This is a genomic window from Nocardiopsis changdeensis, assembly GCF_018316655.1.
Lineage (GTDB): Bacteria > Actinomycetota > Actinomycetes > Streptosporangiales > Streptosporangiaceae > Nocardiopsis > Nocardiopsis changdeensis.
In genome coordinates this window covers 1,999,294-2,011,947 of record NZ_CP074133.1, presented here as the reverse complement: position 1 = coordinate 2,011,947, position 12,654 = coordinate 1,999,294, and the positions used below count along the sequence as shown (strand labels likewise).

9 protein-coding genes are annotated in these 12,654 nt (G+C 75.1%); 6 read left to right on the top strand and 3 right to left on the bottom strand.

The genetic code is table 11. The annotated features are described in order from the left end of the window. Nucleotides 1–209: 209 nt before the first annotated feature. Both KGD84_RS09275 and KGD84_RS09270 read right to left on the bottom strand, forming a co-directional pair. Entirely contained in the window at nt 210–551 is a 342-nt protein-coding gene (locus tag KGD84_RS09275) for a hypothetical protein (protein WP_220559854.1), read from the bottom strand. Nucleotides 552–624: 73 nt separating this feature from the next. Next, nucleotides 625–1,254 carry a hypothetical protein gene (locus tag KGD84_RS09270; protein ID WP_260697201.1) on the bottom strand — a complete coding sequence of 210 codons (630 nt, stop codon included), beginning with the start codon at nt 1,252–1,254 and terminating at the stop codon, nt 625–627. A gap of 274 nt (nt 1,255–1,528) precedes the next feature. Between KGD84_RS09270 and KGD84_RS09265 the strand changes: the two genes are divergently transcribed. The 5 genes from KGD84_RS09265 to KGD84_RS09245 all read left to right on the top strand — a co-directional run bounded on the left by KGD84_RS09265 (nt 1,529) and on the right by KGD84_RS09245 (nt 9,045). After that, entirely contained in the window at nt 1,529–1,702 is a 174-nt protein-coding gene (locus KGD84_RS09265) for a hypothetical protein (RefSeq protein ID WP_220559852.1), read from the top strand. Between the two features lie 64 nt (nt 1,703–1,766). Continuing rightward, a complete protein-coding gene (locus tag KGD84_RS09260) occupies nt 1,767–4,694 on the top strand; it encodes a helix-turn-helix transcriptional regulator (RefSeq protein ID WP_338151205.1) in 2,928 nt (975 codons plus the stop codon). A gap of 231 nt (nt 4,695–4,925) precedes the next feature. Then, complete coding sequence (locus KGD84_RS09255; RefSeq protein ID WP_220559850.1) at nt 4,926–5,081, top strand: hypothetical protein; 156 nt, start codon at nt 4,926–4,928, stop codon at nt 5,079–5,081. 96 nt (nt 5,082–5,177) lie between these two features. Next, nucleotides 5,178–8,222, top strand: coding sequence for an ATP-binding protein (locus KGD84_RS09250; RefSeq protein ID WP_220559849.1), 3,045 nt, complete (start codon nt 5,178–5,180; stop codon nt 8,220–8,222). A gap of 106 nt (nt 8,223–8,328) precedes the next feature. Next, entirely contained in the window at nt 8,329–9,045 is a 717-nt protein-coding gene (locus KGD84_RS09245; RefSeq protein ID WP_220559848.1) for a DUF3558 domain-containing protein, read from the top strand. A gap of 42 nt (nt 9,046–9,087) precedes the next feature. Here the strand turns inward: KGD84_RS09245 and KGD84_RS09240 are convergent, their stop codons facing one another. After that, the gene (locus KGD84_RS09240) at nt 9,088–10,914 is read right to left on the bottom strand and encodes an NAD+ synthase (protein WP_220559846.1); all 1,827 of its coding nucleotides are present in this window, start codon (nt 10,912–10,914) and stop codon (nt 9,088–9,090) included. A 211-nt stretch (nt 10,915–11,125) separates the two neighbouring features. Between KGD84_RS09240 and KGD84_RS09235 the strand changes: the two genes are divergently transcribed. Beyond that, complete coding sequence (locus KGD84_RS09235; protein WP_220559845.1) at nt 11,126–12,487, top strand: glutamine synthetase family protein; 1,362 nt, start codon at nt 11,126–11,128, stop codon at nt 12,485–12,487. Nucleotides 12,488–12,654 lie beyond the last annotated feature (167 nt).

Below are 12,654 nucleotides of genomic sequence, written 5' to 3'. Positions count from 1 at the left end.
GGCCCGTTACGGCTTTGTGAATAGAGCGCTACCCGCGCGTCGAAATGGGACGCGGTCCCCTCCAGCGGTCGGGACCGGCGGCGATCGCGTTCCGCCACGTCGGATCACCGGTGGCGCTCGCGCAAGATCTTGCGCCACGGGTAAAGAAAAACCGGCGCCGGCGCGGTTCACGGGCTCCGCGCCGACGCCGGTCGGGGACCGGCGGGGTCCTATCCCCAGAAGACGGCGACGCCGATGTTGACGATGGCGAGCACGCCGGCGATGATCGCCAGGTTCTTGGCGGGCTTGCGCAGGTTGAGCACGCCCACCACCACGACGGCCAGTGCGATGAGCAGCTTGACGCCGATCTTGATGTGGTTCAGGTCGCCCAGGTCGCCCATCTCGGCCACGCCCACCAGGAGCAGGCCGGTGACGAGCTGGAGCAGGGAGCTGTGCAGCAGGACCTTGGTCGACTTGGGGTTGTCGGTCATGAGCTGCATGAGGAAGCCCGCGATGATGCCCGCGAGGCCGATCATGTGAAGGAAGACGAGCGCGGAGTAGAGGATTGCCATGGCCCTAGACTACTACCGCGTGTAGTACTGGTGGGATTTTTCCTGACACCCTGACGTAACGATCGGGTGGACTTCACGCCACCCGGCGCCGCCACACCAGCCACCCCAGCCCCACCAGCAATGCCGCCCCCGCCACCCGCGCCAACAGCGCGCCGTCCACCGTCTCCGTCACCCGCGACAGCACCGTCGGAGAGGCCACCACGACCGTGTCGCTGGCGCACGCCGTCGGGTCGGCGTTCCGGTCCAGCAGCAGGCAGGCCGTGCTCATCAGCCGCTCCGCCCCCTGGACGTCCTCGGCAACCCGGACCCGGACCGTGTAGTCCCGCTCGCCCCCGGCGGGCACGTCCACCCGCCAGTTGACGATGCCGTCCTCCAGCACCCCGCCGGCGCCCACCTCCAGGACCTCCAGGTCGTCGGGGACGTGCTGGGCGAGCTGCGCGCCGCTCACCGCCTCGCCGGAGTCGCCGTTGGCCACCGTCGCCCGCAGCACCGCCTCGTGCCCGGGCAGCGGCGCCTCCCCCTCCACCGCCAGGGACAGCCCGACGAAGGCCTCCGGGGACTCCTCGGCCGACGGAGCGGTGCGCACGTCCCCGCCCGCGTCGGCGAGCGCCGCAGGCGCCGACACCACCAGGCCGGCGCCCATCAGGGCGGCCGCCCCGGCCGCCAGTCGGCGGCCGCGCAGGCCGCCCCCGATCCCGTCCATCATCCGCGCCTTCCGTCCGTGCGGTCACGACACCACCCAAGACAACTATGCGCGCATGCGGGATCACCATGTGTGACACGCCGGTCCGGGGTCCCGGACCGGGTGCCCGGGGGTCCCGGACCCGGACAAGGCGCCACGGGCGTCTAAGACCCCCTAAGACCCCGATACTCCACCCCGAACGGGGATTTCTCCCGATGCGCGCCCCGCCTCCTCAGACCGATCGTGGAGTGAGGAAGGAGGGCGGGGCACCCGGCCCCGCCGCGAGGAGGAGAACGTGTACCACGAAGCCCTGTTCCTGGCCCACCATCCGCCCCTGACCGAGGAGGACGTCCGCCGCCTGGGGCACCGCGCCGCGGCGCGCCGGAAGGCCCGCGCCGAACGCCGCGCCCGCCGCCGCTGGTGGCCCCGCCGCGACGACGGCCCCCGGGCCTACGCCCGTGCCGCCTGAGCCCGCCGCCGCCCGGCCCCCGCGGGGCGCCCCGGACACGGCGCCGTTGGGGATAATGGCGCCCATGCCCCTACTCCCTGGAACCGCTCCGGTGCTCGTCGGCCGGGCCGCCCCGCTGGCGGCGCTCACCGAGCACGCCGACCTCTGCCGCACCGAGCGCTCCGGGGCGCTGCTGCTGGGCGGGGACGCCGGGATCGGCAAGTCCCGGCTGGTCGCCGAGTTCGCCCGGACGCGGCGGCCGGGGACCGTGCTGGTCGGCGGCTGCCTGGAGCTGGGCGTGGACGGCCTGGCCTACGCGCCCTTCACCGCCGCCCTGCGCCAGCTCCTGCGCGAACGCGGACCGGAGCCCTTCGCCGCCGGGGGGCGGGCGGGCGAGCTCGCCCGCCTGCTCCCCGAGCTGGGACCGGTCCCCGAGGGCGGGCACCGGGACCGGGGCCTGCTGTTCGGTCTGGTCCTGCACCTGCTGCGGACCGTCGCGGGCGAGGAGGGCCTGACCCTGGTTCTGGAGGACCTGCACTGGGCCGACAGCGCCAGCCGCGACCTGCTCGTCTACCTCATCCGCAACCTCGATCCGCCCGGCGTGCAGATCGTCGCCACCTACCGCAGCGACGACCTGCACCGCACCCACCCCCTGCGCCGCCTGCTCCCCGAGCTGGAGCGCCTGCCCTCGGTGACCCGGCTGGAGCTGGAGCCGCTCACCCGCGCCGAGGTGGACGAGCACGTGCGCGCCCTCACCGGCCGCTCCCCCGCGCCCGCCGAACTCGACGACCTGTACCGGCGCAGCGACGGCATCCCGCTGTACGTGGAGGCCCTGGCCGCCTCCCCGCTCCGGCCCAGCGGCGTGCCCGACGCCTTCCGCGACCTGCTGCTGGCCCCCGTGGACCGGCTGGACGACGCCGCGCTGTCCGTGCTGCGCCTGTCGGCCGTCGGCGCGGTCTCCGGCACCGTCTCCCACGAGGCACTGCGCCACGCCTCCGACCTGGGCGACCGGGACCTGGAGATCGCCCTGCACACCCTGATCGACGCCCGGCTGCTGCACGTGGACGGCGACGGCTACCGGTTCCGGCACGCGCTGCTGCGCGAGGCCGTCCACGAGTCCCTGCTGCCCGGCACCCGCACCCGGCTGCACCTGCTGCTGGCCCGCATCGTCGGGGACCACCCGGGGACGGTCCCGCCCGAGCGCCGCGCCGCCGAGCTGGCCCACCACTTCCAGGCCGCCCACGACCTGCCGCGCGCGGTGACCGCCGCCTGGGCCGCGGCCGAGCGCGCCGGGGAGACCCTGGCCCACGGGGAGCGGCTGGCGATGCTCCGCCGCGTCCTGGAGCTGTGGGACCGGGTGCCCGACGCCGCCGCGCTGCTGGGCGGGCGCGAACGCCCCGCGGTGCTGGCCGAGGCCGCCCTGTCCGCCCTGGAGGGCGGACACCCCCGCATGGCGTGGGAGCTGTGCGACGAGGCCCTGGCCGCGGTCCCCGAGGAGCCCGCGGACGACGCCGGGCTGGAGCTGCGGGCGCTGCTGCTGCGCCGCCGCGGGCAGGCCCGCAGCCAGTGTGTGGACCCGGGCGCCGAGGACGACCTGGCCGAGGCGCTGCGGCTGCACCCGCCGCACATGCCCGGGTACGCGCGCATGCTGTCGATCCTGGCCCGCGAGACCATGGTCCGCGCCGACGGCCGCGGTCCGCTGGACCGCTCCGCCGAGGAGCTGGCGACGGAGGCCATCACCGCGGCCGAGCGGGTCGGCGACGACAGCGCCCTGGCCGCCGCCCTGGTCACCCTGGGCTCGGTCCTCATGGCCCAGGGGGAGGAGGGCCGGGGCCGCCCCTACCTGAAGCGGTCCATCGAGCTGAGCCGCCGCATCGGCGACCCGATGATGGAGGCCCGAGGCGTCAACAACCTCTCCCACTACCTGCGCGAACAGGGGCACCACACCCGCGCCCTGGAACTCCTGGAGGACTTCCTGGCGGCCCCCGGCCACAGGGGCTCCGGATGGGTGCACGGCGGCTTCACCTCGCAGAACCTCGCCGAGCTCCACTACGAGATGGGGGACCTGGCCGGGGCGCGCGCCATCGCCGTCCGGGCGCTGGGCCACAGCCCCTCCCCCACACACCGGGTGTTCCTCCTGGTCCCGGCGTCCCGGGCCGCCATCGCCCAGGGCGACCTGGAGGCCGCCCGCTCCGGGACGGCCCGGGGGGAGCTGGGGAAGACGGGCATCGCCTCGCTCGACCGCGCCTCCGTGCTGAGCCTGGAGCGCGTGGACCAGGCCCAGCAGGCGGCCTCCGCCTGGCTGGACCTCCTCCTGGCCGAGGGCGACGCCGAGACCGCCCGCGCCTACGCCGTGCAGGTCCTGGAGCGCCCCGGGTTCGCCGGGTCGGCCGGGTACGGGTGGGTGATCACCGAGCTGGCCGCCGAAGCGGTGCGCCGCTCCGGCGCAGGGCCCGGCGACCCCGCGCGCACCCGGGTGGAGGAACTCCTGGAGATGCCCGTGCACGGCCCGGTTCAGGAGGCGTTCCGGGCCTCGACCGCGGCCCGGCTGGCCGAGGGGACCGCCGACCCGCGGGAGGTCCTGGAGCGGTGGGCGGCGGCGGTGGCCGCCTGGGAGGCCACCCCGCTGGTGCTGAACCTGGCCGCGGCCCGCCTGCGCGCCGCACGCGCCGCCCTGGCCGTGCGCGACCCGGAGCGGGCCCGCGCCTGGTGGGAGCCGGTGAGCCCGGCCGCCGCCGCGAGCGGGGCCGAGCCCCTGGCGCGGGAGGCCGCCGACCTGGGCCGCCGGGCCGGGTTCACCGCCCCGGACCGGGCCGCGCCCGCCGGGCTGACCCCGCGCGAGGCCGAGGTCCTGCGGCTGCTGGCCGCCGGGGGCACCAACGCGCAGATCGCCGCGGAGCTGTTCATCTCCCCCAAGACGGCCAGCGTGCACGTCTCCAACATCCTCGCCAAGCTCGGCGCCCCCAACCGGGCCGCGGCCGGCGCCCGCGCCCGCGACCTGGGCCTGGTCTGAGCCCTGTCCCCGGAGATCGCGGGAGAGGTCTCAGGACCGGGGCGGGACGTCTTAGGCCGGGGCCGCCGGGCGCCCGGTCCGGGCCCGGATGTCTTAGACGGGGCCTGCCCCGCCGCCCGGGACGGTGCTCGGGACTGGGTGTTCTCCCGATGTGGGGGCGGGGTTCTCAGCGGGATCGTGGAGTCGTCGGTGAGGGACACCGGCACGACACACCGCTTCGAGGAGCACAGCATGAACCCCGAACTGCTCAACGCCACCGCCCGCGCGATGACCGAGGAGCGCCTGCGCTCCGCGCAGCTGCGCAAGGAGGCCCGGGAGCAGCGCGCCGAGGCGCGCCGACGCGAGCGGGACGAACGCAGGGCCGAGCGCTTCGGCCGGGCGGCCTGACGGGCCGCCCGGCCGGGCCCGGCCGGCACCGACCGGTCCCCTGCCCCGCCGCCACGACCGGAAATTCCCATCGGACCGACACCCGGGGTCGGCATAATGAGCGGTATGCCCCTTCTTGTCGACAACGGTCCCGTGTTCATCGGCCGCGAGGCCGAACTCGGAGCCCTGCGCGACCACGCCCGTCGCACCCGCACCACAGGCCCCGGCATGATCCTCCTGGGCGGCGACGCGGGAGTCGGCAAGAGCCGCCTCATCAGCGAGTTCGCCGCCACCCTCCCCCCGGGAGCCGTGTACGTCGGCGCCTGCCTGCAACTGGGCGGCGACGGCCTCGCCTACGCCCCCTTCACCGCGATCCTGCGCCGGCTCCTGCGCGAGCGCGGGCCCGAGCTCTTCGCGGCGGCCGCCCCCGGCGGCACCGGCGAACTCGCCCGCCTCCTGCCCGAGCTGGGCGAACTCTCCGCCAACCGCACCGGCGGCCGGGGCGCCTTCCACGAGCCCGAGAACCGCGGCATCCTCTTCGAACAGGTGCTGCGCCTGCTCTACCACAGCGCCGGGGACGAGGGCGTGACCTTCGTCCTGGAGGACCTGCACTGGGCCGACAGCGCCAGCCGCGACCTGCTCGTCTTCCTCATCCGCAACCTCGAACTGCCCGGTGTGCAGATCATCGCCACCTACCGCAGCGACGACCTGCACCGCGCCCACCCGCTGCGCCGCCTGCTGCCCGAACTCGAACGCGTCCCGGGCGTGGAGTCCCTGCGGCTGGCCCCGCTCACCCTCGCCGAGACCGGCGAGCACGCCGCCGCCCTGCGCGGCGGCCGACCGCTGCCCCCGCACGAGCTGGACGAGCTCTACCGCCGCACCGAGGGCGTGCCCCTGTTCGTAGAGTCCCTGGCCGACGCCCCCGCCGGGCACGGCGACGTCCCCGACCGGTTCCGCGACCTGCTCCTGGAGCCCCTCCAGGGGTTCGACGACACCGCTCGCTCCGTCCTGCGCACGGCCTCCGTGGGCGCCGTCTCCGGCGGCATCGACCACGAGGTGCTGCGCCAGGCCGCCGGCCTGCCCGACGGCGACCTCGAGGCTGCCCTGCACGCCCTGGTCGACGCCAACGTCCTCAAGGTCGACGGCGAGGGCTACCGGTTCCGGCACGCCCTGCTGCGCGACGCCGTGCACGGCGAGCTCCTGCCCGGCCCGCACACCCGCCTGCACCTGCGCTTCGCCCTGCTCATCGACGAGCGGCCCGACCTGTTCCCCTACGAGCGGCGCGCCTCGGAGGAGGCCCACCACTACATGGCCGCCCGCGAGCTGCCCCGGGCGCTGCAGGCCGCCTGGTGGGCCGCCGTCCGCGCCGGGGACACCCTCGCCTCCAGCGAGGAGCTCGACATGCTGGAGCGTGTCCTGTCCCTGTGGGACCAGGTGCCCGACGCCCGGGAACGGGTCCAGGACCACACCTGGGCCGAGGTCGTCTCCCGCGCCGCCGGCGCCGCCGTGGACGCCGGGCGCGGCCGCCGCGCCCTCGAACTCGCCGACGAGGCCCTGGCCACCCTCCCCGAGGACCCCGCCGACGACCACACCCGCGCCGTCAAGGCCACCCTGCTGCGCCGCCGCGGCCTGGCCCGCTCCCTGACCACCTGCGGCGGCGGCATCGACGACCTGGTGGCCGCCCTGGACCTGCACCCGCCCCACATGCCGGGCTACGCGTCCCTGCTGTCCGTCCTGGCCCGCGAGAGCCTGCGCCACCGCGCCGACCGCCTCGTCCCGCCCGACCAGGAGCGGCTGCGCGACCTGCGCGAGACCGGGCACTCGGCGCGCGAGCTGGCCGAGAAGGCGATCGCCCTGGCCGAGACCACCGACCCGACCGACCGGTGCGCGGCCGCCGACGCCCGCATCACCCTGGGCAGCCTCCACATCGGCGAGGGCGACCTGGAGCGCGGCCGCCCGCTCATCGAGGAGGCCATGAGGATCGCCGCCGAGGTGTCCGAACCCTCCCTGGAGGCGCGCGGCGCCGGGAACCTCGGGCACTTCCTGCGCGAGCTGGGCCGCCACGAGGAGGGGCTGCGAGTGCTGGAGGAGTCCCTGGCCCGCCACGAGGAGATGGGCTGGGCGTCGGTCCACAAGACGTTCAACCACCAGAACCGCGCCGAGATCCACTTCGAGCTGGGCAACCTGGCCGAGGCCCGCGAGATCTGCGAGATGATCCTGCGCACCCGCGGCCCCGTCAAGGACCGCTCCTACGTGGACGCGGTGCTGGCCCGCAGCGCCGCCGCCACCGGCGACCTGGAGACCGCCCGGCGGGTCTCCCGCTGGGCGCCGGGCGAGCGCGTCCCCGGCGCGCAGCGCATGAACATCATCCAGCTGGACCTGCTGGCCAAGCTGGAGACGGGCCTGGCGGAGGGCTCGGTGGACGCCGTCCTGGCCCTGTCCGAGCAGGCCCTGGAGCAGCTGGAGCTGGAGGCCTCGCGCGGCTACACCTGGCCGCTGGTCGACGTGATGGCCGAGGCCGCCGCGCGGGCGGCCGGGGCCGGCACCGCCGGGAACGGCGCGGGGGACGGCGGTGCAGGGGGTGACCGGGCCCGCCGCGTCATGGCCATGGCGGTGAAGGTCATGGGGGCCATGGCCGTCACCGGCACCCCGCAGCGCGCCCACCGCGCCCGGATCCTGGCCTACGCCGCCGACCTCGACGGCAGCGGCCCCGCCGACCGCCTCGGCCTGTGGGAGAAGGCGGTGGCCGCCTGGGAGGCCACCCCCATGCCCCTCCACCTGGCCTCCGCCCGGCTGCGCGCCGCCCGCGCCGCCGTGGCGGCCGGGGAGCGCGACCGGGCCCGGGAGCTGGTGCGCGCGGCCTACGAGGCCGCCGACCGGCACGGGGCCGTCCCGCTGGCCGCCTCCGCCGCCGACCTGGCCCGCCGGCTCGGTGTCGGACCCGCCGGCGGGGCGCCCGCCCCCGCCCCCGCCGGGCTGACCGCCCGCGAACTGGAGGTCGCCCGGCTGCTCGCCGCCGGGAGCACCAACGCCCGCATCGCCGAGGAGCTGTTCATCTCCGCCAAGACGGCCAGCGTCCACGTGTCCAACATCCTCGCCAAGCTGGGCGTGCCCAACCGCGCCACCGCCGGCGCCCGGCTGCGCGAACTCGGCCTGGGGTAGCCCCGGCCCCGGGCCCGGAACCGGTCTGGAGCCGGGCCCGGGAGGCGGCATAGGGTGGCGGGAAGACCACGATGCCAGGCGCTCCCCCACCGACGAGGTATCCCCCATGCCCACCTCTGCCGTGCCCGCCCGACGTGTCCGCACCCGGAAGACCGCGGTCGTGTCCGCGGCCGCCGTCGCCCTCTTGTTCGCAGCCGGGGCCCTCATCCTGGGCTCCGGCCCCGGGACCGGGCCCGCCGCCCCGGCCGGCGCCGGATCCCCCACCGACGCGGTCTCCCCCTCCCCGGCCCAGGGCGCCCCCTCGGCCGACCTGCTCGCCTACGCGGGACCGGAGCAGGCGAGCCGGCTCGACCTCGGCCCGGGACCGTACACGCTCCCCGACGAGCCCTGCACCGCTCTGACCGAGGAGACCCTGGCCGGGCTGGGGCACGCGGCGTCCTCCGGCGTCCCCGGTGAGCGCGGCTGCTCCTGGAGCGCCCTGAGCCCGGACGGCGGCCTCCACGGCCTGTCCGTGTCCTACACCGCCTGGGAGGACGCCGACCGGGCACGGCACCGCTTCGACGAGGAGTTCGCCCGTGTCCGGGGCGGCGAGGAGGGCGTCCACTGGGACCAGAGCTCCAACGCCGGTGAACAGAGCCGCCTGGCCCTGGCGGAACGGGACGGCGCCTTCCTGGCGACCCTGCTGGCCCGCCAGGGGGAGGTGCACGTCACCGTGGTGCGCGCCTTCACGCCCGGCCCCGGCGGCGGGGAGGGCGCGGACCGCAGCGTCGAGGTGGGGCTCATGGGCGAGCTGGGCCGCCAGGCCCTGGGCCGGCTGGGCTGAGGCGACCGGACCGCGGCGGTCTGACCCCGGGCCGGGCCGGGGTCAGACCGTCCAGCGGTTAGTGATCGGCAGCCGCCGGTCCCGGCCCAGGTTGCGGGCGCTGATCTTGGTGCCCGGCGCCGACTGGCGGCGCTTGTACTCGGCCCGGTCCACCAGCCGGATCACCCGCCGCACCAGGTCCGGGTCGTAGCCGGCGAAGACCAGCTCCGCCTCGCCCTTGTCGGTGCCGATGTAGGCGTCCAGGACCGCGTCCAGCAGCTCGTAGTCGGGCAGCGAGTCGGTGTCGAGCTGGTCCGGGCGCAGCTCCGCGCTGGGCGGCTTCTCGATCGAGTTCTCCGGGATCGGCGGCACCTCTCCCGCCCGGACCGCCTCGGCGTTGCGCCACCGGGACAGCTCCCACACCAGCGTCTTCCAGCAGTCCTTGATGGGCGCGAACCCGCCCACCGAGTCGCCGTACAGCGTCGAGTACCCGGTGGCCGCCTCGCTCTTGTTGCCGGTGGCCAGCACCAGGTGGCCCTCCTGGTTGGACAGCGCCATCACGAGGGTGCCGCGCACCCGCGCCTGGAGGTTCTCCGCCGACAGCCCGTCCAGCGGCGCGTCCGCGGCGGCGGTGGCCGCCTCGAAGGCGTCCACCACCGGCGCGATCGCGATCGTGCGGGCCGCGAAGCCCTGGCGCCGGGCCAGCTCCTCGGCGTCGGTGACCGAGTGGCCGCTGGAGTGCCCGCTGGGCAGCAGCACCCCGTGCACCCGGTCGGCGCCGACCGCGTCGACGGCGATGGTGGCGGTGAGCGCGGAGTCGATGCCCCCGGAGATCGCCACCAGGACCGAGGCGAAGCCGTTCTTGGCCACGTAGTCGCGCAGGCCCGTGACCAGGGCCCGGTAGACCTCGCCCACGTCGGAGAGGGGGTCCGGGCGCGGGGTGACCACGTTCTCCAGGGGTTCGTAGGGCTCGACCGGGGTGCTTGAGACGGTGCGGCGCACGATGGCCAGGCCGTCCACGACCCCGCCGGGGGCCGGGTCGGCGCCGGAGGCGGTGTCGGAGCCCGTATGGGGCGCGGTGTCGGAGCCCGTGCCGGGTGCGGAGCCGAGGGGCAGGTCGAGGTCCGCCACCAGCAGCGTCTCGGTGAACTGGGGGGCGCGCGCCACCAGCTCGCCCTCGGCGTCCACCACCAGCGAGTCGCCCTCGAAGACCAGCTCGTCCTGGCCGCCCACCATGTTCACGTAGGCCAGCGCCGCGCCGATCTCCCGGGCGCGCCTCTGGCACAGCTCCAGGCGCACGTCGTCCTTGTGCCGCTCGTAGGGGGACCCGTTGAGCGACAGCAGCAGCCCCACCCCGGCCGCGCGGGCCGCCGTCACCGGGCCGCCCTCCTGCCACAGGTCCTCGCACACCGCGATGCCCACGTCGACGCCGCGCACCCGCACCACCGGGAAGGTGTCGCCCGGCACGAAGTTGCGGAACTCGTCGAACACCCCGTAGTTCGGCAGGTGGTGCTTGGCGGAGGTGACCACCACCGCGCCCCCGTGCAGGACCGCCACCGAGTTCTGCGGCGCGCCCGCGGGCTGGCCGTACCGGGCCCCGGGCCCCTCCCGGCGGGACAGGAAGCCCACCACCACCGGCAGGTCGCCCAGCCCCTGCTCCGCCAGCTCCCCGGCCAGGCGGTGCACGGCCTTGACCGAGGCCGACACGAAGGAGTTGCGCAGGGCCAGGTCCTCCACCGGGTAGCCGGTGACCACCATCTCCGGCAGGGCGAGCAGGTGCGCCCCCCGGTCCCGGGCCTCCCGCGCGGAGTCCACGACGATCCTCAGATTGCCCTCCAGGTCACCGACCGTCGGGTTGACCTGGGCGAGTGCGATTCTCAGCTGTGCCACGACCACGAGCCTAGCCGGAGGGTTCCCGGCCGCGCCCGTGCGGGAGTCCCCGCAACGCGCCGTCACCGACCATAATGCGAGGAAGAGGAGCGACAGGGGGACGAACCGGACGGCCGTCGGGACGGGCGCGGAAATACCCCGGAAATATGCACACGGCAGACTGGGCCCGGGACACCCGACCAGGGCCGACCGTCATCGAGGAAGGTTGATCGTGAATCGACAGCAGGAATTCGTGCTCCGCACGTTGGAGGAGCGCGACATCCGGTTCGTACGGCTGTGGTTCACCGACGTGCTCGGGTACCTCAAGTCGGTCGCCGTGGCACCCGCCGAGCTCGAGGCGGCCTTCTCCGAGGGCATCGGGTTCGACGGCTCCGCCATCGAGGGCTTCGCCCGCGTGTACGAGGCCGACATGCTGGCCCAGCCCGACCCGTCCACGTTCCAGGTGCTGCCCTGGCGCAACGAGCCGCACGGCACCGCGCGCATGTACTGCGACATCCTCATGCCCGACGGCTCGCCGTCCTCCGCCGACCCCCGGCACGTCCTCAAGCGCCAGCTCGGCAAGGCCTCCGACCTCGGGTTCACGTTCTACACGCACCCCGAGATCGAGTTCTACCTGCTCAAGAAGATGCCCGAGCTGGGCGAGCTGCCCGTGCCCAACGACTCCGGCGGCTACTTCGACCACACCCCGCACAACAGCGCGCACGACTTCCGGCGCAACGCCATCAACATGCTCGAGGCCATGGGCATCTCGGTGGAGTTCAGCCACCACGAGGGCGGGCCCGGCCAGCAGGAGATCGACCTGCGGTACGCGGACGCGCTGACCACCGCCGACAACATCATGACCTTCCGGCTCGTGATGAAGGAGGTGGCGATGGAGCAGGACGTGTACGCGACGTTCATGCCCAAGCCCTTCACCCAGTACCCGGGGTCGGGCATGCACACCCACCTGTCGCTGTTCGAGGGCGACCGCAACGCGTTCTACGAGCCCGGCGCCGAGTACCAGCTGTCCAAGGTCGGGCGCGGGTTCATCGCGGGCCTGCTGCGGCACGCCGACGAGATCACCGCCGTCACCAACCAGTGGGTGAACTCCTACAAGCGGCTGTGGGACGACCCCGCCGCCTCGGCGGGCATGGGCGGCGAGGCGCCCGCGTACATCTGCTGGGGCCACAACAACCGGTCGGCGCTGGTGCGGGTGCCCATGTACAAGCCGGGCAAGTCGAACTCCAGCCGGATCGAGATCCGGTCCCTGGACACGGCCTGCAACCCGTACCTGGCGTACGCGGTGATCCTGGCCGCGGGCCTGAAGGGCATCGAGGAGGGGTACGAGCTGCCCCCGGGCGCCGAGGACGACGTGTGGGCGCTCACCGACGCCGAGCGCCGGGCGCTGGGGATCCGGCCGCTGCCGCAGAGCCTGGACGAGGCGCTGCGCCTGATGGAGAACAGCGAGCTGGTCGCCGAGACGCTGGGCGAGCACGTCTTCGACTTCTTCCTGCGCAACAAGAAGGCGGAGTGGCACGACTACCGCCGCCAGGTGACCCCGTACGAGCTCCAGCGCTACCTGCCCACCCTGTAGGCCCAGGACACCGCGGGCCCCGGCCGCCCGGCCGGGGCCCGCGCCCTGTCCGGGGCACCGTCAGTGCTTGAGGAGGGCGGTGAGGGCGGCGCCCCCGGTGACGGGCACGGACCACTCCGGCAGCGGCGGCAGGGTGATCGCGTAGTCCGCCTCCTGCGGTGATCCCC